The organism is Lachnoanaerobaculum sp. ICM7 (assembly GCF_000287675.1).
Lineage (GTDB): Bacteria > Bacillota > Clostridia > Lachnospirales > Lachnospiraceae > Lachnoanaerobaculum.
On sequence record NZ_ALJL01000016.1, the window covers coordinates 344,111 to 367,893 of the forward strand.

General features: G+C 38.4%; 21 protein-coding genes and 2 pseudogenes. 6 read left to right on the forward strand and 17 right to left on the reverse strand.

Annotation, left to right across the window (positions count from 1 at the left end):
• Position 1: 1 nt before the first annotated feature.
• The 8 genes and pseudogenes from HMPREF1140_RS04355 to HMPREF1140_RS04390 form a co-directional block, all read right to left on the reverse strand.
• Entirely contained in the window at positions 2-343 is a 342-nt protein-coding gene (locus HMPREF1140_RS04355; RefSeq protein ID WP_009662703.1) for a DUF2752 domain-containing protein, read from the reverse strand.
• A 50-nt stretch (positions 344-393) separates the two neighbouring features.
• Positions 394-1,612 (reverse strand): annotated as a pseudogene (locus HMPREF1140_RS14020) (homoserine dehydrogenase).
• Between the two features lie 3 nt (positions 1,613-1,615).
• Complete coding sequence (locus tag HMPREF1140_RS04365) at positions 1,616-2,059, reverse strand: ACT domain-containing protein (protein ID WP_007591092.1); 444 nt, start codon at positions 2,057-2,059, stop codon at positions 1,616-1,618.
• 125 nt (positions 2,060-2,184) lie between these two features.
• Positions 2,185-3,900: a phospho-sugar mutase gene (locus HMPREF1140_RS04370; RefSeq protein ID WP_009662532.1), complete on the reverse strand. Its 1,716-nt coding sequence runs from the start codon at positions 3,898-3,900 to the stop codon at positions 2,185-2,187.
• Positions 3,901-3,971: 71 nt separating this feature from the next.
• Positions 3,972-4,820: a DNA-3-methyladenine glycosylase family protein gene (locus HMPREF1140_RS04375; protein WP_009662613.1), complete on the reverse strand. Its 849-nt coding sequence runs from the start codon at positions 4,818-4,820 to the stop codon at positions 3,972-3,974.
• Positions 4,813-5,706 carry an RluA family pseudouridine synthase gene (locus HMPREF1140_RS04380; protein WP_009662712.1) on the reverse strand — a complete coding sequence of 298 codons (894 nt, stop codon included), beginning with the start codon at positions 5,704-5,706 and terminating at the stop codon, positions 4,813-4,815. Before HMPREF1140_RS04380 ends, HMPREF1140_RS04375 begins: the two co-directional genes overlap by 8 nt.
• Entirely contained in the window at positions 5,706-5,978 is a 273-nt protein-coding gene (locus HMPREF1140_RS04385) for a metal-sensing transcriptional repressor (RefSeq protein WP_009662435.1), read from the reverse strand. Before HMPREF1140_RS04385 ends, HMPREF1140_RS04380 begins: the two co-directional genes overlap by 1 nt.
• Complete coding sequence (locus tag HMPREF1140_RS04390; protein ID WP_009662559.1) at positions 5,978-8,524, reverse strand: heavy metal translocating P-type ATPase; 2,547 nt, start codon at positions 8,522-8,524, stop codon at positions 5,978-5,980. Before HMPREF1140_RS04390 ends, HMPREF1140_RS04385 begins: the two co-directional genes overlap by 1 nt.
• 267 nt (positions 8,525-8,791) lie before the next feature.
• Between HMPREF1140_RS04390 and HMPREF1140_RS04395 the strand changes: the two genes are divergently transcribed.
• The 3 genes from HMPREF1140_RS04395 (at position 8,792) to HMPREF1140_RS04405 (ending at position 10,312) form a co-directional block, all read left to right on the forward strand.
• Entirely contained in the window at positions 8,792-9,091 is a 300-nt protein-coding gene (locus HMPREF1140_RS04395; protein WP_255347314.1) for an HU family DNA-binding protein, read from the forward strand.
• Complete coding sequence (locus tag HMPREF1140_RS04400; protein ID WP_007591079.1) at positions 9,091-9,330, forward strand: RNA-binding S4 domain-containing protein; 240 nt, start codon at positions 9,091-9,093, stop codon at positions 9,328-9,330. Before HMPREF1140_RS04395 ends, HMPREF1140_RS04400 begins: the two co-directional genes overlap by 1 nt.
• A gap of 94 nt (positions 9,331-9,424) precedes the next feature.
• Positions 9,425-10,312, forward strand: coding sequence for a class I SAM-dependent methyltransferase (locus HMPREF1140_RS04405; RefSeq protein ID WP_009662637.1), 888 nt, complete (start codon positions 9,425-9,427; stop codon positions 10,310-10,312).
• Between the two features lie 94 nt (positions 10,313-10,406).
• Here the strand turns inward: HMPREF1140_RS04405 and HMPREF1140_RS04410 are convergent, their stop codons facing one another.
• The 6 genes from HMPREF1140_RS04410 to HMPREF1140_RS04435 all read right to left on the reverse strand — a co-directional run bounded on the left by HMPREF1140_RS04410 (position 10,407) and on the right by HMPREF1140_RS04435 (position 17,945).
• A complete protein-coding gene (locus tag HMPREF1140_RS04410; protein ID WP_009662653.1) occupies positions 10,407-11,726 on the reverse strand; it encodes an HAD-IIIA family hydrolase in 1,320 nt (439 codons plus the stop codon).
• The gene (locus HMPREF1140_RS04415) at positions 11,723-12,682 is read right to left on the reverse strand and encodes a carbohydrate kinase family protein (RefSeq protein WP_009662535.1); all 960 of its coding nucleotides are present in this window, start codon (positions 12,680-12,682) and stop codon (positions 11,723-11,725) included. Before HMPREF1140_RS04415 ends, HMPREF1140_RS04410 begins: the two co-directional genes overlap by 4 nt.
• A 51-nt stretch (positions 12,683-12,733) precedes the next feature.
• Complete coding sequence (locus tag HMPREF1140_RS04420; RefSeq protein WP_009662470.1) at positions 12,734-14,140, reverse strand: sodium-dependent transporter; 1,407 nt, start codon at positions 14,138-14,140, stop codon at positions 12,734-12,736.
• A 67-nt stretch (positions 14,141-14,207) separates the two neighbouring features.
• Positions 14,208-15,152 carry a peptide-methionine (R)-S-oxide reductase MsrB gene (msrB, locus tag HMPREF1140_RS04425; RefSeq protein WP_009662717.1) on the reverse strand — a complete coding sequence of 315 codons (945 nt, stop codon included), beginning with the start codon at positions 15,150-15,152 and terminating at the stop codon, positions 14,208-14,210.
• Positions 15,153-15,255: 103 nt separating this feature from the next.
• Positions 15,256-15,648 (reverse strand): RrF2 family transcriptional regulator, encoded by a 393-nt coding sequence (locus HMPREF1140_RS04430; protein WP_007591068.1) that lies wholly within the window; start codon positions 15,646-15,648, stop codon positions 15,256-15,258.
• Positions 15,649-15,842: 194 nt separating this feature from the next.
• Entirely contained in the window at positions 15,843-17,945 is a 2,103-nt protein-coding gene (locus HMPREF1140_RS04435; protein WP_009662514.1) for a flavocytochrome c, read from the reverse strand.
• A gap of 196 nt (positions 17,946-18,141) precedes the next feature.
• On the opposite strand from HMPREF1140_RS04435, the gene HMPREF1140_RS04440 reads away from it, so the two are divergent.
• Positions 18,142-19,089, forward strand: a complete 948-nt coding sequence (locus tag HMPREF1140_RS04440; RefSeq protein WP_009662621.1) for a 3-hydroxyacyl-CoA dehydrogenase — start codon at positions 18,142-18,144, stop codon at positions 19,087-19,089.
• Between the two features lie 49 nt (positions 19,090-19,138).
• Here HMPREF1140_RS04440 and sdaAA read toward each other — a convergent pair whose 3' ends face one another.
• Together sdaAA and sdaAB are read right to left on the reverse strand one after the other, a co-directional pair.
• The gene (sdaAA, locus tag HMPREF1140_RS04445) at positions 19,139-20,008 is read right to left on the reverse strand and encodes an L-serine ammonia-lyase, iron-sulfur-dependent, subunit alpha (RefSeq protein WP_009662642.1); all 870 of its coding nucleotides are present in this window, start codon (positions 20,006-20,008) and stop codon (positions 19,139-19,141) included.
• An 8-nt stretch (positions 20,009-20,016) separates the two neighbouring features.
• Positions 20,017-20,682: an L-serine ammonia-lyase, iron-sulfur-dependent subunit beta gene (sdaAB, locus tag HMPREF1140_RS04450; protein WP_009662403.1), complete on the reverse strand. Its 666-nt coding sequence runs from the start codon at positions 20,680-20,682 to the stop codon at positions 20,017-20,019.
• A 186-nt stretch (positions 20,683-20,868) separates the two neighbouring features.
• On the opposite strand from sdaAB, the gene HMPREF1140_RS04455 reads away from it, so the two are divergent.
• Together HMPREF1140_RS04455 and upp are read left to right on the forward strand one after the other, a co-directional pair.
• Positions 20,869-21,744: a hypothetical protein gene (locus tag HMPREF1140_RS04455; RefSeq protein WP_009662585.1), complete on the forward strand. Its 876-nt coding sequence runs from the start codon at positions 20,869-20,871 to the stop codon at positions 21,742-21,744.
• A gap of 69 nt (positions 21,745-21,813) precedes the next feature.
• Entirely contained in the window at positions 21,814-22,443 is a 630-nt protein-coding gene (upp, locus tag HMPREF1140_RS04460) for a uracil phosphoribosyltransferase (RefSeq protein ID WP_009662683.1), read from the forward strand.
• Between the two features lie 129 nt (positions 22,444-22,572).
• On the opposite strand, the pseudogene HMPREF1140_RS04465 reads toward upp, so the two are convergent.
• A pseudogene (locus HMPREF1140_RS04465) lies at positions 22,573-23,783 on the reverse strand (N-acetylmuramoyl-L-alanine amidase family protein); the annotation flags it as partial.

The following is a 23,783-nucleotide window of genomic DNA, read 5'->3' on the forward strand; positions in this document are numbered from 1 at the left end:
TCTATTTTAATAAGTCAATTCCTCTAAAAATTAAAAACCAGTCTTTTATAATCCAGTTTAAAATCATTATGGCAATTCCTATATATAACATCGGCAAGACAATCTTGTCTTTATTCAAATGCTTGCCACTAATCTTATACTTTACTACAAAAGCGAAAAAAATAAAAGTTGCAATAACAATATAAAGTACTGTGGGGTTATAAATAAAGCTTTTCCATATATTTCCCCTTACCAAAAATCTCACTGCTCTGGTTCCTCCACAGCCCGGACAATATAGACCTGTAAATTCATGAAATGCACATGGAGGTACAAAACTTAATAAAAATTCTAATATCTTTCTCATTTTCTTCCCAAATATAATTTTGGCACCACCAATGGTAGTGCCAATAAAAATTAAACTATCTTTGTTCTTATATATTTTATCACACCGCTCAGATTATTCAAAGCACTAAGGAAATCTTTTTCCTTAAGTACTCCTGTTATCAAAGCGAATTCGTCCTTGCCGTCAAGGTATACTTCTCTTGAATCCTTGAATTCGGACTTGCATTTTTCTATAAACTCACTGTCTCTGCCCATAAATCTTACAAAGTATCTATGGCTTGTCTCCTGCATATCTACAACTTCCTGCTTGTTCTCACCCCATCCGAAAGGTACATTTCCATGCTTATTCTTTGCAATTGCAACAATGTCTGCAACTACTGCACTTGCAGTAGGAAGCTTTCCTGCACCGCTACCGTAGAGCATGCTCTTTCCAAGCATATTTCCCTCTACCATAATTCCGTTATATACATCATTTACCATAAAGAGCGGATGACTGCTCTCAACCATTACAGGTGCTACGAATGCGTAAAGCTTATCATTTTCAAACTTCGCATCACCGAAAAGCTTTATTGATGTATTAAGATGCTTTGCATACTCAAAATCCGTTGTATCTATCTTTGTGATACCCCTCTGTATGAATATTTTCAAAGTTTACTTCCTTGCCTGTTGCAAGAGATGAAAGTATTGCAATCTTTCTGCAAGTATCATGTCCTTCCACATCAGCCTCAGGATTTCTCTCCGCATATCCGAGATCCTGTGCTGTAGCAAGTGCCCTTTCAAAGCTCTCACCCTCTGCATCCATCTTTGTAAGTATATAGTTTGTAGTACCGTTTAAGATACCTGTGATCTCCTTAAAATGCTCTCCGGCATAACTCTCTGTTAAAGTTCTGATAATAGGAATACCGCCGCCTACACTTGCTTCAAAGAAGAAGTTTACATTTTTTTCTCTTGCAATCTTTAAAAGTTCCGTGCCATGTGCCGCCACCAAAGCCTTGTTTGATGTGGTAACATGCTTACCTGACAAAAGCGCATCCCTTACAAACTCAAAAGCCGGTGATGTTCCGCCCATTGTCTCTACTACTACATCTATATCCTTATCTTCTATGATTTCTTTAATATCATGTACCAATAAGTTTTCCCATTCGGTTCCCGGGAACTCACGCAGATCAAGGATTTTTTTCACAACTATATCCTCACCTGTCTTCTCCTTTAAAAGTGCATTATTTTGCTTTATAACTTCATATACGCCTGAACCTACTGTTCCAAATCCCAATATCGCAATATTAAACATAATTTACTCCCTAGCCAATATTTTTATATCAAAGATGCCGTCCAAATTTCCGATTTCATCTACCATCTTAGATAAGTCTCCTGTATCATTTAAAACCTCTATAGATAAAGAAATAGTCGCCACACCGCTTACGGGTATGGTCTGATGTATTGTCAGGATATTGGCATGATACTTTGCAACCACTGCCAACAACTCCGATAAAAGTCCCATTTCATCCGATATCTGAATAGAGAGGGTGATATTCCTTCCCTTTGAAGAATCATCAAATGGAAAGATATCATCTTTATATTTGTAAAATGAGCTTCTGCTTATACCGCATTTATCTGTGGCCTCCTTTACAGTCATCATCTTGTCCGCAGTCAAAAGCCTCTTTGCCTCAACCACCTTAATGAGTACCTCAGGTATTGCTTTATCTTTTACCACATAATATTTGATATTCTGTTCCATGTTCGCCCCTAAAATACATTTGTACGTCTACCGCACAATGATAGCACACCGGATTTTAAATTGCAAGTAAAAATGTTTTATATTAATGCATTAAAAAAGAGGCCGTTTACACAGCCTCTAAAAATTTAAGCTAAACTCTTCTTTATTTCATTTGCTATTTTACTCTCAAGTTCTCTTGCACTTGCTTCATTCTCACTGCTTATAGCAAGATAAAGCTTTAACTTAGGCTCGGTTCCTGAAGGTCTGAGTACTGCGGATGAGTTGCCCTCAAGCATATACTTGATAACATTTGACTTAGGTAAGTCTATTGCTTTTTTCTCACCTGTAGCAAGATTTGTCTGAGTGGAAGTCTCATAATCTCTTACTTCCAAAACCTTTACCCCTGCAATTTCCTTTGGAGTATTGTTTCTGAAAGTATCCATTATTGCATCCATCTTCTTCATTCCGCTCTCGCCTTCAAACTCGAATGAATAAAGTGTGTTCAGATAATATCCGTACTTCTCATATAATCCGTTAAGTACATCAAGTAATGACTTGTTCTCAGCCTTATAGTATGCAAACATCTGTGCAATCAGATATGCTCCGTTTACAGCATCCTTATCTCTTACATAGCTTCCTGAAAGATATCCGTAGCTCTCCTCAAATCCAAGGAGGTATCTGTCAACTTCGCCGTCTTTTTCAAGATTTGCAATCTGATCTCCGATATATTTAAATCCTGTAAGCACATCTCTTGTCTCGATACCGTAGTTATCTGCAACTCTGTTTACAAGATCCGTAGTAACTATTGTTTTAACAACTACAGGCTTCTTAGGCATAATTCCCATTGCAACTTTTCTCTTTGCAATAAAGTCTGTAAGTAAAACTCCAACTTCATTTCCTGAGAAGAGTCTGAAATCATCTCCCTGCTTTACTGCAATACCTACTCTGTCACAGTCAGGGTCTGTAGCAATAAGGATATCCGCTCCAACCTCCTTAGCAACATTTAAACCTACTTCAAGAGCTTCTCTTATCTCAGGATTTGGATATGGGCAGGTTGGGAAATCTCCGTTTGGAGTAGCCTGCTCCTTTACTATCTCAATATTTGTAAATCCGTTTTTCTTAAGACAGGTTGTAACACATCTTAAACCTGTTCCGTAAAGAGGTGTATAAGCAATTTTTACATTCTTATCAACATCATCACCTATAAAAGTCTGTGTTGAAACCGCATCCATAAAGGCATTAAAGGTATCTTCACTTATATACTCGATAATACCCGACTTAAGGCCTTCCTCAAAATCAACCAGCTCATAGTTTGAGAATGTCTCCACACTGTTTATCTCATCAAGTATTCTGTCTGCCGCCTCATTGGCTATCTGACATCCGTCAGCACCGTATACCTTATAGCCGTTGTATTTTGCAGGGTTGTGGCTGGCTGTTACCATTATACCGCCGTCACATCCGAGCTCTCTTACCGCAAAAGAAAGTGCAGGTGTAGGCATAAGCTCTTTCCAGATATATACCTTGATTCCCGCTCCTGCAAATATACTTGCCGCTCTTTTTGCAAATACATCTGAATTGTTTCTGCTGTCATATGATATGGCAAGCTTAGGAGCCTTTGATATGGAATTTATATAATTTGCCAAACCTCTGCTGGCCTTTCCAACAGTATAAATATTCATTCTGTTGCTTCCAACTCCAAGCACGCCTCTAAGACCGCCTGTACCGAATGCCAATTCCTTATAAAATCTGTCATTGATAGCCTCTTCATCATTTGCAATGGATGCCATCTCTTTTACAAGAGCCTCATCAGCCAAGTCGGCATTTTTCCAAGTCTCATAAGCCTTTTTTGTAAGTTCGTTCATAATGCTCCTTTCATAGGAAATGTGTCCCTTTTCACCATTTTGATATGGTAATATAATATCAAATTTCTATGCTAATTACTACTATGTTTCACACTTTCTCTGCCATAATAGAAAATATATTGTTGAATAACACCTGCATAGCCTTCATAAAGCTCCAGTGGGAATTCTCCGTCATAGTGCTCATCAATCATTCTCTTTATCCATACATCTATAGGAAAGGCCGCAATTCTGTGATAACCGAATAATGCCACACAGTTTGCCACCTTTATACCGACTCCCTTAAGACTCATTAAAGCGGCTAAAAGTTCCGTATCGTTAAGCTTTGCAAGTGCCTCAAGTTCTATATCTTTTCTGAATACCGCCTTTGCAGTCGACTCTATATATGGGCTTCGGTATCCGAGTGAGCAGGCATTTAACTCGTCAATACTTGCATTTGCTAAAGCCTCAGGGGTTGGAAAGCTGTAAAATTCCGTATCAGGATCAATGTTTTTTATAAAATCAGGAACCTGCATATCTATTTTTTTTCCGTAGACCTTTGAAAGCTTTTCAACCGATGATTTAATAGCCGGTATACTCTTTCTTTGTGAAATAATAAATGATATAAGCATTTCCCATTTATCCTGATTTAATATACGAATTCCATATGAATATTCTGTCGCATTTATTAAAAACAGATCGCTCTTTGGAATATTCTTCTCATACTCTTTATAATCAAGTCTAAGGTCAAAATAATCCAGCCAAAAATTATTAAACTCCTCTTCACTGCAAGAGAGTATATATCCGTCCCCGTCCTCTTTTATAAACAGCAGCTTATCACCTGCCACAAGACTGAATTCATCCTCATAAATATTAAATCTAAATATCTGTCCGCTGTCTGCAATCTTTCTCATATCAAGATGTGGGTATTCTATTCTAAACATAATTCTTTCCTATCTTTTCTTTAAAATCTATTGGTAAATCACATTCCAAATACATTCTCTCACCTGTTATAGGATGTATAAATTCAAGGCTTTTTGAATGTAGGAGCGGTCTTACAAAATTTTTACCGTAATCATCTTCATTATACAAATAATCTCCTACAAGCGGTGCACCTATATGACTCATATGTACACGTATCTGATGTGTTCTGCCTGTTTTGAGTCTAAGCTCTATTAAAGAATATTTTTCAAATCTTTGCAATACTTTAAAATATGTCACCGCCCTTTGACCGTCAGGGCTTACTTTTCTTTTTATCAAGGTATCATCTTCTCTGGCTATCGGCAAGTCAACAGTACCCTCATCAGGCAATCTGCCGTCATCTTTTACTATAGCATTATACACTCTTTTTATCTGCCTGTTTTGCATAGCAATATTTAAAATACCGGCACTTAAGAAATGCTTTGCCACTATTGTAAGTCCCGTAGTGTCCTTATCAAGTCTGTTAATGCATCTGAAAACAAAGTTTTTGCCTTTATAATAATGCATAAGAGCGTTTGCAAGTGAGTTCTCATAATTGTTAAGACTTGGATGAATCGGCATATCATTGCTCTTATTTATAACTATAATATCATCATCCTCATATTTTATATCAAGCTTAATATCCACAGGTACTATATTTTCGCTCTTTTTATTTTCACATACACGCACAAGAAGCCGGTCATTTACCGCCGGCTTCTGATTCATATAAGCCCAAACTCCATTGAGCATTATACCGTTTTCGTATTTCTTCAGGTCTATAATATTTGAGGCTGAATATCCCTTTGCTTTTAAATAGCCTTGAATATCCTTATACTCCCCGTCTATTATATAAAGAATTTCTCTTTCCATTATTTCGTCATCTTCTTTATCATATTTGACAGCTCAGATATCTTATCTTTTCTCTCTTCCTCACTGCCTGTAGCTGCCGCATCCAAAATGCAACCCTCTATATGGGCTTCCAAAATAATACGGTTTGTCCTTTCAAGAAGAGCTCTGGTGGCAAGAACCTGATTTGATATATCAATACAATATCTGTCCTCTTCCACCATCTTTATTATGCCCTCAAGCTGTCCTTTGGCGGTCTTTAACTGCCTTAAAACAGTCTTAGAATCGGCTCTCATTATACTACCTCATAGCCTGCATCTGTAATAGCTTTTTTCACCTTCTCCAAGTCTGTATCGGCACTATGCTCTATTGTAACATTTTTTGCGTCCAAATTCACCAGTGAATTGCTCACACCTTCTACACCTCTTGTCACTTTCTCCACAGTTGCCTTACAATGCTCACACATCATTCCGTTTACATTAATTACTGTTGTCATATTTTTATCCTCTTTTCTATTATTTTCAATGAGTTCTATCTCATCATTTTCTACATTGTTTTTCTTTATTTCCTTTGGCTTAAATGCTCTAAGTCTAAGTGCATTGCTTACCACACATACACTGCTCATTCCCATTGCCGCTGCTCCGAACATAGGACTGAGCTTCCATCCCAGGCTTAGATAAAATACTCCTGCAGCCAGTGGAATTCCTATTGAATTATAAAAGAATGCCCAGAAAAGATTCTGCTTTATATTTCTGATTACAGCCTTACTTAAATCAATTGCTGTGGCCACATCCTTTAATGAGCTGTGCATCAATACTATATCCGCACTCTCTATAGCGATATCCGTACCTGCACCTATTGCAATACCTACATCCGCTCTTGCAAGTGCAGGCGAATCATTGATACCGTCACCGACCATTGCCACCTTATGACCTGCTTCCATAAGCTTTCTGATATGTTCTTCCTTATCGGTAGGTAAAACTTCGGCAATAACCTTTTTAATGCCTGCTTCCTTTGCTATAGCCATTGCAGTGTTTTTATGATCACCTGTAAGCAATACAACATCAATATTTCTGTTTTTAAGAGCCTGTATAGCTTCCTTACTGTCTTTTTTTATTGTATCCGCAACTGCAATAATTCCAAGCAGTTTGCCGTCTTTACCAAAGTACATCGGTGTCTTACCCTGAGAGGCAAGTTCATTTCCCTTTTTAAATACTTCCATAAAGTTTTCACTGTTTCCATACTGTTCTTTTATAGCCTGCTCATTTCCGGCAATAATTTTTGAACCGCTTACACTTGCAACAATACCTCTTCCGGATATCGCCTGAAACTCTGTAGGTGAAACAATCTCAAAACTCTTTTCCTTAGCCTTTTCTACAATAGCCTCAGCTAAAGGATGCTCCGAAGCACTCTCAACTCCCGCAGCCAGTTTTAAAAATTCATTCTCGTCTGTATCAAATGCCAAAATATCTGTAACTACAGGCTTACCCTCTGTTACGGTACCTGTCTTATCAAGTACTACAGTATCAATACTGTGAGTTGTCTCAAGTGCATCGGCAGATTTAATAAGTATTCCGTTTTCAGCACCCTTTCCTGTACCCACCATTATCGCTACAGGTGTTGCAAGTCCAAGTGAACATGGACAGGATATAACAAGTACCGCTATGGCACAGTTTAGAGCAAATGAAAAATCATATCCCAGTGCCAGCCATACTATGAATGTTATGAGTGAAATTCCCATAACAACCGGTACAAATACTCCTGCGACCTTATCAGCCATCTTGGCAATAGGCGCTTTTGATGATGAAGCCTCTTCCACCAAAGCAATTATCCTTGAAATAGCGGTATCCTCACCTACCTCTGTGGCTTTTATTCTTACACTACCGTTTTTATTTATAGTTGCGGCTATAAGCTTATCGCCTTTCTCCTTTTGCACAGGTATACTCTCACCTGTAATGGCACTCTCATCCACACTCGTACTGCCCTCAATTATCATTCCGTCTACCGGAATGCTCTCACCGGGTCTGACTATTACAATATCTCCCACTACAACATCTTCTGTAAGTATGTTCTCCTCTACACCGTCACGAAGTACATTTGCCCTCTTCGGTGATAAATCTATAAGCTTTGATATTGCATCTGTTGTTCTTGCTTTTGAACCTGTTTCAAAAAATTTTCCTAAAGTAATAAGAGTCAATATCATGGACACAGATTCAAAATAAAGATTCATTCTGTATTCCGTCACTGTATGCATATCTGCATTATTAAGTGCATAACCCATTACATAGATTGCAATTACTCCATATGTAAATGCGGCAACTGTACCTACCGCAATAAGTGTATCCATATTCGGTGAAAGATGGAAAAGAGATTTAAATCCGCTTATATAATACTTTCTGTTTACATACATTACAGGCAGTACCAGTAAAAGCTGTGTCAGGGCAAAGCCTACCGGATTACCCTCACCTGATAAGAATTTCGGAAGCGGTAAACCTATCATGCTTCCCATACTGAAATACATCAAAATAACCAAAAATACTATAGATACCTTCAACCTGAACTTCATAGAAGTTATTGCATCATCATTGGTCTTTTTTATACTCTTCTCTTCTTTTTTCTGTTTTGTAGCTGTAGCCAAAGATGCTCCATATCCGGCATCGGCTATATTTTTTATTATATCATTTGAACTCAGCTTATCTTCCCTATATTCCACCTGCATGGAATTAGTCAAAAGATTTACAGATACATTCTCCACACCGTCAAGCTTGCCTACCACTCTCTCCACTTTGGCGGAGCAGGCGGCACAACTCATTCCGGTAATATTATATTTTTCTTTTACCATATTTCTCCTTTCTGAAACACCCCCACGGGGTATTAGTATAATACACCCTTTAACTATACTTTGTCAACTAAAAATATACTTTTTCTTAAATAAAATGACTTTATAGAGAAAAAACCCTTACAAAATGGCTTTTTTGCCTTATTCTTCTTGACAAATCAGCCTAAACAGACTATATAAATTATGTTATGAGTGGTATCATATCTCATAATGATTCTATATTGCCGACTGAATCCGGCAGTAATATTTTAGTATAATGTTTAGAACATTATTTTTAGGAGGAAGAAAATGAATAGAACAGAGTTAATCGATGCTATTGCTAAGAAGATGGATAATTCCGTTACAAAGAAGGATCTTGAGGCTACACTTAAGTCTTTTGTAGAAGTTGTTACAGAAGAGCTTGCTAAGAAGGAAAAGATCCAGCTTGTTGGCTTCGGTACATTTGAAACATCTGTAAGACCTGCAAGAGAAGGAAGAAACCCAAGAACAGGCGAGACAATGAAGATTGCTGAGAGCGTAGTTCCAAAGTTCAAGCCGGGTAAGGCACTAAAGGATGCTGTTAATAAATAATGCGTATTGACAAGTTTTTAAAGGTTTCACGAGTAATCAAAAGACGCACAATAGCCAATGAAGCATGTGATGCCGGAAGAGTTCTTATCAATGATAAGGTCGTAAAAGCATCTGCTGAAGTAAAAGTAGGGGATATTGTAGAAGTATTATTCGGTGGCAAGTCTGTAAAATTTGAGGTACTTTCCCTAAAGGAAACCACCAAAAAAGATGAGGCACAGGAATTATTTAAATATCTTTAGTAAATAGCCGGTTTAACCGGTACAGACAATGCCGTATTAGGTTGTGAATACAACCAAGCGGCATTTTTTATAATAAAAAACAGAGAGAAAAATTATGTGGATTGCAGATAATTGGAATGACTATGAAATACTGGATACTTCAAACGGCGAAAAGCTTGAGAGATGGGGAGATTATATATTGGTAAGACCCGATCCTCAAGTGCTCTGGAATACGGAGCATACACATCCTGCATGGAAGAAGAAAAACGGTCACTACCACAGAAGTAAAGCAGGTGGCGGACATTGGGAATTTTTTAATCTTCCTGACACCTGGAGTATCGACTATGAACTGCCTTCATCAAAAATAACATTTAATCTAAAACCTTTTACATTCAAACATACAGGTGTATTCCCTGAACAGGCTACAAACTGGGATTTCAGTTATAATAAAATAAAAGAAGCTACAGATAAAAACCGTGAAATCAAAGTGCTTAACCTTTTTGCATATACAGGTGGTGCTACTCTGGCCGCAGCCGCCGCAGGTGCCAATGTAACACATGTAGATGCCAGCAAGGGTATGGTAGGCTGGGCAAAGGAAAATATGGTAAGCTCAGGGCTTTCCAATGCTCCTATAAGATGGCTTGTAGATGATTGTATAAAATTTGTACAAAGAGAAATAAGACGTGGAAATACCTATGATGCCATAATAATGGATCCGCCTTCATACGGAAGAGGTCCTAAGGGTGAGATATGGAAAATAGAAGACTCCATATATGAATTTATAAAGCTGACAACACAGTTGCTTAGCAAAGAACCGCTCTTCTTCCTTATCAACTCATATACCACAGGTCTGGCCCCCGGTGTACTGACCTATATGATGAAGAAGTCTTTAGAAGAAAATAAGCTTCCTGCAGCAAGCATAGAAGCTATGGAAATAGGTTTACCTGTAAATAAATCAGACTTCATCCTGCCATGCGGCGCAAGCGCAAGATGTACTTGGTAGAAAAAACTTTAGAGGCTGTATTTTACAATCATTTGCAGTTGTTTTTAGACTGCTGCAACAATTGTAAAATTCCCGGCCTCTTTTTTTAATATTCTTATCTGAAATCTTTAATTATCTTCTCCACCGCATCAAAGAGATTTTTAGCCTCAATATCGCAGCTTCTGTCGTATTTGCCGTCATTTCCGGCAAAACCTGTATCTACAAGCACGGATTTTACTCCGGCATTTCTTGCCGTCTCAAGATCCATTGTGGAATCTCCCACCATATATGACTTTGAAAGATCTATATTATATTTCTCTACCGCCTCGTCAATCATACCGGTCTTCGGCTTTCTGCATTCACAGTCAAATTTAAGTTCAGGCACTTCACCCTCAAATCCCTTATCAGGATGATGTGGACAATAGAAAATATCATCTACAAAAGCTCCCTTTTCACCAAGAAGAGTCTTCAGCTTATTGTGAATATTGTGAAGTTCTTCAAAAGAACACTCGCCTCTTGCAATAACGGGTTGATTTGTTATAACTATTGCCAGTGCACCGCTCTTATTTATTGCCTTTATAGCCTCAATGCTTCCCGGGATCAGTTCAAGGTCATCAGCTTTTGATATAAATCCCTTTGAAACATTTATAGTACCGTCTCTGTCAATAAATATCGCTCTTTGCTTATTCTTTAAATTCTTTGACTGAATAAGTCCGCTCTTTAGCTCCTCTACCGTAGCATTTATTCTGTCCACGGTACCTACATCCTTCACATACTCAGGTGTATGATATGCATAAATATTTGCTCCGATTTTAACCTGATTTGCAAGTATATCCTTTTCAAAATCTGTCTTTACAGGTTCTTTTACCAAGTCAAGCAGTTTTCTGTTAATTATATACATACCTGCATTGACCATATTGTCATACCAGTAATCTCTTACATTATGCTTTGAATCAAATCCTATAACTCTTCCGGTATCATCCGTCCGGATAAGATCCGAATCATACGGATGGCCGTTTGGATGTGCAAGAAGCGTAGTCAGGGCTGAATTTTTGAAATGAAAATCTTCCATTCTGTCAAAATTCATATCAAAGAAAACATCTCCGAAAACAAGCATGAAATCCTTAGCATCTATCTTATCTTTTAAATAATAAAATGCTCCTGCAGTACCAAGCGGTTCCTTTTCAAAAATATAGTCAATCTCAACTCCGAAGTCTTTTCCATCCTTGAAGTGATCTACAATTTTTTCACCCAAATGCCCTACAATCATTACTATCTTTTTTATTCCATAGGCCTTTAACTTCTCCACCTGATATTCAAGTAAAGGTTTGCCGTCCACAGGCACCATGGGCTTCGGTATTTCATCATTAGTTATACTACGAAGTCTGCTGCCCTTTCCGCCTGCCATTATAACCGCCACATCGATATTTTTCATTGCTTTAACCTCTCTAAAGTTTCATCAAGTGAAGGTATACTTACAATTCCGCCTCTTTTTTCCACACAAAGACTTGCTACAGCATTTCCAAATCTTGCAATATCATACATCTGTTTTGAAGTTATATTGTCAAGATCCATATTTTCACTTAAAAATCTTGCAAGCAGACCTCCCCAGAAGGAATCTCCGGCTCCTGTAGTATCCACAACATTACTCTTAAATCCCGGTACTTCCACATATCCCGCTTTTGAAACGACCAATGCACCCTTTTCTCCAAGCGTAACTACAGCAAGTTTTCTTCCTCTTTCCACCAAGTACTTGCCTGCCTCAAGCGGTTCCATATATGGTGTAAGAAGAGATGTTTCTTCATCGGATATTTTCATAATATCCGCAAACTCAGACATCAATCTCATCATCTCCATGGCCTTATCCACACTGTCCCAAAGCGGCTCACGGTAATTGGGGTCATAGGATATAATTGCTCCCGCTTCCTTAGCAAGCTTTACCGCCTCAAATGTAGCACTTCTTGAAGGCTCATCTGTAAGAGAAAGTGAACCCACATGAAATACTTTTGTATCCGAGAGAATATCTTTATTTATCTCATCTATAGTGAGTCTTGTATCCGCTCCCGGCTTTCTTGCAAATGAGAAGGCTCTCTCTCCTGTTATTGAGAGACTTACAAAAGCCAAGGTGGTAAATACTGAAGGGTCGGTAATCAATCCGCTTGTATCAATAGGGACACTGTCAAGTACACTTCTTAAAAAGTCTCCATGCATGTCGGCACCTATCTTACCTATAAACGCTGTTTTTAATCCGACTCTGGATACGGCGGTCAGCATATTTGCCGGTGCTCCTCCCGGATTTTGCTCAAAAAGTCTCATTCCTGCAGGAGACAGTCCTGCAGGTGTAAAATCAATCAATAATTCTCCTAATGCAACTACATCCAATTTTTTCATTGAAAACTCCATTCTTTGTAAAGTCAAATATGAGCATAGACTAAGCCGATTTTACAGGCTGATAAATCCCAAGGTATTTAATATTGCACTCACCAATATTACGATTAAAAATATCGGTGCAAATACCCTCATTACTATATTATAAAGCTTTTTTCTCTTAAATGCTGAAGAATATGAAATTTCATCATCAATTTTCTTTAATGTAATCACTTTTACCACCAAATAACAGGTGGCAAGTGCCGCTATAGGCATCATAATAGAGTTTGTAAGGAAATCAAGGAAGTCAAGTATAGGCATCTTAAATATCAAAACAAAATCCCATATACCGTATCCTGCCGCAGAAGCGCCTCCGACAAATACCATTATCACAGCCATTAAAATTATAGATTTATTTCTGCTTAAATTAAGCTCGTCACAGAAAGTGGAAATACTGGTTTCCACAAGTGATATGGCACTTGTAAGTGCAGCCAAAAGCACAAGCAGGAAAAATCCTATACCTGCAATGCGTCCTGCTCCCATGCTTTCAAAAACCTTCGGCAAGGTAATGAACATAAGCGAAGGTCCGGCCTTAAGCTTTGCAGGGTCACCGCCCGAGAAGGCAAACACTGCAGGAATAACCATAAGTCCTGCCAAAACAGCCACACCCGTATCCACAAGCTCCACTCTTGAAGTAGATATCTCCACATCGACATCTCTTGTCAAATATGAACCATAGGTGTACAAAATACCCATAGCAATGGACAGAGAATAAAACATCTGTCCAAGTGCCGCAACCACCGTCATCAAAGAAAAGTTACTGAAGTTCGGAACAAAGAAATATTTCACTCCGGCCATAGCTCCGGGTCTTGTAACCGAATAAGCCGCAACAATAATTGCAAGTATGATAAGCAGAGGCATCATTATTTTTGACACTCTCTCAATTCCCTGCTCCACACCGCCAAGTATTACCACAAAAGTAGCTACCGCAAATATAATAAACCAGAAGAATACTATCTTTGTATCCCCTATAAAGCTGCCGAAATATCCGTCACTTGCAAGCCCCGATACATTTCCCTTTATATACTCTACCAGGTATTTTACTACCCAGCCTCCTATTACACTGTAATAAGGCACAATAAGTACAGGTACTATCGCATTTATGAATCCGCCCACCTTAAGTATCTTGCTGTTTCCAAACTGATTGAATGCACCTATTGCACTTCTCTTTGTCATTCTGCCTATGGTAGTCTCGGACATAATCATTGCATATCCGAATGTAAGAGTAAGTACAAGGTAGGTCAATAAAAACATTCCTCCACCGTACTTTGCCGCCAGATACGGAAATCTCCAGATATTTCCAAGTCCTACCGCAGAGCCTGCCACTGCCAAGATATATCCAAGGCCTCCTGAAAAATTAGCTCTCTTTTCATTTGTCTTTTCAAGTTTCGTCTCTTCACCGTATTTAAAATTGTCAGTCATATTCATCCCCTTTATTTTTCTTTGTTTAGACTAACATTTTAAATGCTTTTTTACAAGGACAATTTACTTAAGAAACGTACTCTATCAGATAACCGTAACCCTCTTCTTCCATTTTATCCAAAGGAATAAATCTAAGTGCCGCAGAATTAATGCAATATCTTAATCCGCCAAGCTCACTTGGGCCGTCATTAAACACATGTCCAAGGTGAATATCGGCATTATTACTCCTTACCTCAATCCTTCTTCTTCCAAGGCTTAAATCCTCTTTGTAATGTACCAAATCCTTTTGTATAGGCTTTGAAAAACTTGGCCAACCGCATCCGGATTCAAACTTATCCGTAGAAAAGAATAACGGCTCACCTGATGTAATATCCACATATATACCTTTTTCAAAATTTGAGTTAAATTCATTGTCAAAAGGTCTCTCGGTAGCGGCATTCATAGTTACATCATATTGTAGAGCGCTAAGTCTGTTTTTTAAAACCTCATCATCATCCTTTTTATATTCTTCAGACCTCACTATAGGCTCATTTGCCCAAGCAAGATTTATATGACAGTATCCGTTGGGATTTTTATCAAGGTAATCTTGATGATACTCTTCCGCAGTATAAAAGTTTTCAATCGGCAATACTTCTACAGCGATTCTTTCTCCATACTTTCTTTGCTCTCTCTCAATTGCCTTATTTATTACCGGTAATTGAGCTTCATCTGTATAATAAATTCCTGTTCTGTACTGTGTTCCCACATCATTTCCCTGTCTGTTTACACTGACCGGATCTATTATTCTAAAATAATAAATAAGTAAGTCCTCAAGGCTTAACACACTCTCGTCATAATCAATCAAAACCGCTTCCGCATGTCCTGTATTGTGCCTGCAAACCTCCTCATAGCTTGGATTTTCCGTGTTTCCGTTTGCATAGCCGCAAGTCGTATCCATTACTCCTTTAATTCTTTTAAAATATCCTTCAACACCCCAAAAGCAACCGCCTGCAAGATATATTCTATTTATCATAATCTGCCTCCTTATATTTTTAACTTATAAAAATATTATAGCACTTTAAAGCTTTTTAACAATTAGATTTTTTACAATTCTTCACAAATAAAAAAGGATAAACCTATAAAAGTTTATCCAAAGTGGTTTTCTGTAATTCTCTGTTCAATGCGCTTTGTATTCTTGTAAACTCTTTGTTCAGCATACATTCTCCGCATCTGTTATTGATACAATCAAAACCTTCTCTTATACATTCCGTAATACTCATGTCCTCGCCTAAGGCAATGCATATATCAAACAATGTAGTATCTGAAAGGTCGCATTTTAAATAGTATCCGCCGTTGACTCCTCTCATACTTCCAATCAATTTCGATTTCAACAGACTGTTTAAAACTTTATATGTAATAGCTTGTGGTAAATGTTCTTTTTTAGCCACCTCAGTTGCCGAAACTTTTGTCCCCTCTTTTAATGCTCTAATAATTCTTACAGCATAGTCCATTTCCCTGGTTATTAACAATTTGTCCCCCTAAATGCTTACTCTGTCTTTGTAGCACACTATAGTTGCTTAACATATAAATATTAGCATAAAGTACTTATTTTATCTATGTTAATTTATGATTTTTTTTGGATAATTTTAACATAATTTATACCGACAGATTTTATTTATAAAAAGCCGATATCAAAAAGACATCGGCTTTTTTATAAATTTAACTACTGCAATGTAGTATTCTTTATAGCGTCACTTACACCCTTTGAGGTAATAGATGCTCCGGATACGCTGTCAACCTTGAACTCACCGCTTGACTGCATTTTTCTCTTTATTTTCTCCATAGCCTTTCCTCCTATTTCGGCGGTTTCCTTTCCTCCGCTTATAGAAAGATCGTTTACTATACCGTTTTTAACGGTAAATGTGACTTCCACATCTCCGCCAAATCCCTTTGCGCTCCCTTTATAAGAACCGTCTTTAAGATCTGTCTTTATATCCTGTGGAACGAAGTTTGCATCTTCGTTTTCTACAACTATGGTTCTTTCGGTATTTCCGCCGTTTGCAAGTACATATCCGTTTGCATTATCACCTGAAATACGTCCGAATACCACTATATCCGCCACGGCATTTCCACCCAATCTGTTGGCTCCGTGTACTCCGCCTACCACTTCACCGGCAGCGTAAAGTCCCGGGATAGCGCTTCCGTCTTCTTTTAAAACCTGAGTTTCGGTGTTTATCTTTACACCGCCCATTGTATGATGGATAGCAGGTTTCGCAAGTCCTGCAAAGTAAGGTGCCTTTGTAAGAGGTACTTCCATACTCTTTCTTCCGAATTCACTGTCCTCACCTGCTTCCTGCATTGAGGCGTACTTATTCATGGTAGCTACAAGATTCTCTTTGTTTATACCTGTTTTTTCAGCAAGTTCTTCTATTGTATTTGCTTCTACAATAATTCCCTCATTTATATATTTTTCTATAGCACTGAGTGATTCTCTTACCGCCGTATCAAAAACAAGCCAACTCTCTTCATTAGGCTGTTTAAGTATTGCTGCGGAAACAACATCTCTTGTCTCAAGTTCATTTACAAAACGATTTCCATCGTCATTTACCAATATAGCACCGTTACCGCGAACACCCTCTGTATACATTGTTGCGGTATTCGGATTTACGGTAGGATGAGTCTGAATCTGCTCGATATCTGTAAGTCCGGCTCCCAATTCAAGTGCCATTTCTATACCGTCACCTGTAGCGCCTGAATGGTTCGTTGTAATAAATCCTGCAAGCTGTGGCGCATATTTTACCACCATATCGGGATTTGCTCCGAAACCTCCTGTAGCAAGTATAACAGCCTTGGTATTTATAACAAACTCTCCGTTTTCATCCTCGGCTTCCACTCCTGTTATCTTACCGTCCTTATCGGCAATTATCTTTGTAGCCTTGGTTTCAAGTAAAACAGGAATTCCAAGTTCGTCAAGCTTTGCGTTTAAGGTCTTTACAAGCATAGGTCCTACCGCAGATGTATCACTTGGTCTGTGTATTCTCTTTACACTTGCTCCGCCAAACTGAGCAACTACAGAAAGATCTCCGCCGATTTCATTTACCCAGTCAACTGCTGCAGCCGAATTTTGTACCAATGTTCTTACAAGTTCAGGGTCGTTTAAATTCTTTCCGCCCTTCATTGTATCTTCATAGAACAAATCATTGCTGTCCTCTATACCGTCTCTTTTTTGATACTGAGTTTCAGAAGCGTTCAAACCGCCTGTAGCCCTTACGGTGTTACCGCCTGTAAAAGGCATCTTCTCCAAAATAACTACATTTGTAGCGCCTTTTTGTGCCGCTTCTATCGCCGCACTCATTCCTGCACCGCCTGCACCTATTACCACAATATCTGCAGACTTTACTTCCATATTTTCTTTAACTTCTTTACCTCGAGCCTTCAGTAAAGCCTTTTTCAACGCTCTTTTCAAAGCTGTGGAAGTAACTGTTGCACCGCTTACAGAGTCAATCTCGGTATCAAGCGCTGTTTTCATCTGTGCATTGAGTTTTTCAACAGCAGCTCCTCCTATATCCGGAGTTTCCTTAGACCCTTCAAATGAAATATCTTCTATTCCGTTATCTCCGACTGTTACTATGGCTTTTACTTTGCCTCCAAATCCCTTTTCCGTGGCGGAATATGTACCGGCAATATATTTGATATTATCTTTTATAGTCTTTCTGATACCATCAGTAACCGGAAAAGCTATTATAATAGTAATAACAGCGGCCAAAATCATTAAACAGAGCCCCAAAGTGTTACCACTGTTTCGTTTTTTCGGTTGCTTACCCATTTATAACCTCCTTAAACCTCTTACAATTTACCGGTACATTATATACTATATTTTCATAAAATTAAAGTTTAAAACTTTAACAGTACGGTAAAATATATTCCCAAAATTATATAAAAGTGTTATAATATTTTATACAATTAAATATTGTACATTTACAATAATCTTTGTCCTTTATATGGGATATTAAGGAGGTAATATGAAAAATATAACAGTTGCAGGCGGTGGCGTACTTGGTTCACAGATAGCTTTTCAATCAGCTTTTTGCGGTTTCAATGTAAAGATTTGGCTCAGAAGTGAAGAGTCCATAGGAAGAACAAAGCCGAAATTGGATAGATTATATAATATTTACAAGAGTACATTAAGTGAGGCTAAGAAAAGTATTGGTTCGGGGGTCTCATTGCCAAGAGGTTTGGCTCCTGATTCCGGATCACTTACAGAATCGGATATAGATAAGCTTCTGGAATCTACAGAAAAAGCCTACAAAGAAATAGTTCTTACTACAAGTTTCGAAGAGGCTTGTAAGGATACAGATCTTATAATTGAAAGCATGGCTGAAAATCCTGAAGCAAAGAAGGAATTTTATAAGGCTTTGGATCCACATCTTGAGGAAAAGACAATAGTTGCCACAAACTCTTCAAGTATGATTCCAAGCCAATTCCGCGATTGCCTTAGCAGGCCCGAAAAATATCTGGCTATTCACTTTGCAAACAATATATGGATAAGCAATACTGCCGAGATTATGGGGCATGACGGTACAGACAAGGATGCATATGAGGCTGTAGCAAAGTTTGCATCGGATATTAAAATGATTCCGCTTCGCCTTACTAAAGAACAACCCGGATATATACTAAATTCCATGCTGATACCTTTCTTAAATGCCGGACAGATGCTGCTTGCAAAGGAAGTCGCAGATCCTGCTACCATTGATCTTACATGGAGACTGGGCACAGGATCACCCTACGGTCCTTTCCAGATTCTTGATATAATCGGTTTAAATACAGCCCTTAATGTAGTATCAAACGATCCGCTTTCAAAGGATCCAGGTACTGTTCAAGGTAAAATAAAAGCTGTTCTTGAAAAATATATTTCAGAAGGTAAAACAGGTATAAATGCAGGTGAAGGATTCTATAAATATAATAAATAATTAAAATAAGCGATTACCCGATATGTAGTTATATCGGGTAATCGCATTTTTAGCTGCAACCTCCGCAGGCATCACACGCGCTTTTTGTCACTGCACATCCTCCAAGCGCCGTTTCTCTAAGTTCTACCGGCATTCTCTTGCCTACTTTATACATTGTATCAAGCATTTCATCAAAAGGTATAAGCTGTTTTATTCCCGCCATTGTCAGCTCTGCAGCCACCAATGCATTTGCCACTCCTGAAGCATTCCTGTTTTGGCATGGATACTCTACAAGACCCCCTACAGGGTCGCATACCAATCCCAGCATATTCATAATCACCGTTGATGATGCATCCAAACATTGAGAAGGACTTCCACCCATCAGTTCAACCGCACCTGCAGCCGCCATGGCAGCCGCTACTCCCATCTCCGCCTGACAACCGCCCACAGCTCCGGCTACGGTGGCATTTCTCATTGCAAGATATCCTATTGCCCCGGCCGTAAACAATGCATCTATTATTTTCTCATCCGGAAATGAATATACATCCTGCATTGCCAGCAGCAGTCCCGGTACCACACCTGATGAACCGGCTGTAGGAGCCGCAACTATAAGCCCCATGGAGGCATTGCACTCCAAAACGGCCATTGCATACATTACCGCCTTTGAAAGCACCGAGCCGCCTATATTTTTCTCCTGCTTTTGATATTCGCTAAGCTTTTTTGCCTCGCCTCCTATAAGTCCTCCCATTGATTTTATGGGTGTATTTATAGGTAAAGTTGAAGAGTCTCTCATAATCTCAAGAACTCTTTTCATTTTGTTTATTATTTCTTCTTTTGAACTTGTACTCTCGTCACATTCCCTTATTTTCATTATCTCGGCAATCGACATGTTTTTCTTATCACAAAGTTCCAAAAGTTCTTTTGCATTAATAAAATCCATAATCTCTCCTATTGAACTATCATTACCTGTGATATATGTTCATTTTTATACAGTCCCGGTTTTATATCCGGAGGTATCATTTCATCCGATTCTATAATGGTATATGCTTTATTTCCCTTTGACTCTCTGTAAAGCTTCATAAATGCAATATTTATATTATGCTCACTTAAAATCTTACTGATATATGCTATAACTCCCGGCCTGTCACGATGTACCAAAATGATGGCACTGTACTCACCTGAAAAGTCTATATCAACCTGATCTATCTTTACTATTCTTACCTTTCCACCGCCAAGGGATTCACCTCTGACTGTAACCTTTCTCCCGTCTTCATCCTCCATACATACATCAACTGTATTCGGATGAATCTCGGTAAGCTCACTGTTCGGTGTAAATTTGTACTCTATTCCTCTCTCGGCGGCAATACTGAATGAATCACGTATTCTTACATCATCTGTGCCAAATCCCATAAGTCCGCCAAGCAATGCTCTATCAGTACCATGTCCTTTGTAAGTCTTTGCAAAGGAGCCGTAAAGTATAAACTCTACCTTTTTGGGATTCCCCCCTATCATCTTTCTGGCTAAGAATGCAATTACACATGCCCCTGCGGTATGTGAACTTGAAGGCCCTATCATATTCGGACCAAGCACATCAAAAACACTGATAAATGCCATATTATCTCCCCAAAACTAAATTTTGTTCTATTCATTCGCATTATTTTAACATATTTAAAAATGAAAGCAAACATATTATGAAAACTACATTGGCGATATTTTTTAAAATCTAATTTATAATTAAGATTTCTTTTTCCTGTTTTCATGTATAATGTATTTGAAGAAATCAAATCAGATGGAGGTAAAATGAAGAAACTATTATTATATTTAACAATTCTTGCATTGCCTGTTATAAGTGCAGGATGCAAAAGTAAGGATACTTCAGATTTGAAAAGTATTATGACTACAGAAGCTAACGGTGCCATGTCACCTACTACTACCGCTGCTGAAGGTGCTAACGGCGCTATGTCACCAACTACCATTGCACCTACAAGTGACAGTAAAGAGTCCACCTCTTTAGCTGAAACAAAATCAGGTAAAACAACTACCGCTGAGAAGAAATCATCTTCCAAATCAAGTGTTACTGAAAATGCGCAGAGCTATTCCAAGGATAAATCAAAAATCTCTTATCCTAAACTTAACGGAATCGACTCTAAAATAGAATCATCAGTAAATAAAGCTATTGAGGATAATGCCAAACTTGCTTTGGATTCATTTACTTCAAATGCCGGTTCAACTGCCGAATTAAAGTATAATGTAAAAAATCAAAGCAGAAACAGAATGAGTATAGTTTACACCGGAACACTTAAAACAGGAAATGAGAGTAAAAAGATTATTTTTACAAATAATATAAATCTTGATACAGGTGAAAGTATCGGGCTTACAGATTTTGCCGATCCGCTTACCATTGCAAACTATATACTCTCAGATGATGTTGAACTTGAAAATGCTACAAACACGCAGGCAGCCGGTTTTACGGAATACAAAAAGAATTTAACTGTGGACACTCTAAAAGCCTTGCTTGAGGATGCGGATTTTCCTCTTATAAAGAAAAATGATGTGAATGAAGGTTTTCCAAAGCTTTTCTCTTACGAATCAGGTGGTGATATTTTTATAGCCATGCCTCTTTCTCATGAGCTTGGTGACTATGTACTTGTAAAATATTCTCCAAGCACTAAATAATTTTTTCTATGTACTTATGTATTTATTTGCTCTATAATAAGGGAAGCAAATTTTAGATTGAGGTGTAAAATGTCAAAAGTTTATATTAATAAGCATCCGTTGGTTCAACACAAAATATCAATTCTTCGTGATAAGAACACAGGAACCAATGAATTCAGATCTCTTGTAGGTGAAATTGCAATGTTGATGGGATATGAAGCCTTAAACGACCTTCCTACAGAAGAAGTTGAAGTAGAAACTCCACTTGAAAAATGTATGACTGAAATGATTTCAGGTAGAAAAATGGCAATAGTACCTATACTTAGAGCAGGGCTCGGTATGGTTGACGGTATCTTACAGCTTGTGCCGGCATCAAAGGTAGGACATATAGGTCTTTACAGAGATGAAGAAACTCATACACCTGTAGAATATTATTGTAAACTTCCAAACCCTATTGAGGAGAGAATAATAGTTGTTACAGATCCTATGCTTGCAACAGGCGGTTCTGCTATCGATGCCATATCTCAGATCAAAAAGCATGGCGGTAAGAAAATAAAATTCATGTGTATTATAGCCGCACCTGAAGGACTTAAAGCTCTTGAAGAGGCTCATCCTGATGTACAGATATACGTAGGTCATCTTGACAGACAGCTTAATTCAGACGCTTATATTTGTCCCGGACTTGGAGATGCCGGCGACAGAATATTCGGAACAAAATAAATAATATCAATAAATTATTCCGGCCACCTTCGGGTGGCTGTTTTATTATAAAAACAGGGAGCCACACTTTCGTGTGACTCCCCTTTTTTATTTCGGACTGAAAAATCCACAAGTTTTATAAACTATATATTATCTCCAAGCTCCGCTTTCATTTACATGATAACCGTCAGGTGTAGTTTCATTCTGGTACATTGAACCAAGAGGTCTTGAGTTCACATTACCATGATTCCATCTGCCTGTTACATTATCAAAGAACCATGTCTGTGCAGGTGCTGTAGGATTCAAGAAGTAATACTCTCCTCCTATCTTGCTCCAGTTTGTATGCATAGCACCGCTTGAAGGATCAAGGTAATACCATCTTCCATCCTGTCCGTCATGATGCCATCCCTTAATCATCTCACCATAGAATCCGTTATGATTCATTGACAGATAATACCATGTACTTCCGTCTAAGAACCATCCTGAATCCATGATGCCGTCCTCAGCGAAGTGATACCACTCAGACTTTGTCTTTCCTTCGTAAGTATAGCTTAAGTATGCCCAACCCTTAGCTCTTCCGCCATTTGCAAGGTTGAATACCCACTTGCTGCTGTCAGGATTTGCTGTAGCTTCTACAGGATTTGTAAGCTCCCAGTTACCGTCGTAGCCTACTCTAAGACCTGCTGTTTGTCCGCCGGACTTTCTTCCCGATGAGCCTGAGCCTCCGCCTGAACCGCCACGACCGCCACGACCATGTGTTCTTCCGCCTGCATCAACCACTGCATCATTAAGTGCCTGAAGAGCTGCTATTAGCTCAGGTGTAGATGACTTTCTGTTTATTCTGTCAATTACAGCCTGTGCTGCATTAATAGCCGCCTGAAGTGCTGCTCTCTTTACAGGATCGTTGATTCTATTTAACTGATTGTTTGCATTCTTAATAGCCGCCTTTAAATCAGCCTCAGCTTTTCTACGCTCAGCCTTATCATTTGAATAGTAAACATAGATTGTCTCATCCGCTGTTACACGAAGAGTCGGATCATAAGGATCATACATTCCTCTGTCCTTACTTAATCCCTCGTAATGCCATGTAATACCGTCATTGTCTACATAGTCTGACTGTATTGCGCTTCTATAAAGTGATTCAAAATCACTAACTGTATTTGTACTGCTAAGAGTAAGTCTTGTTACTATAGAGTTATCTCTTGCATCTTTTACTGTTACCTTAAATGCACCGACTATTGTTGTATAACCGAATACATATGTCTTTCCACTCTCAAGAGTCTTGTTGAACTGGCCTGTATATGAAGCGGCATTTGTTGCTTCTATATCAGATACATTCATATCAGTTGCTACTATTGAAC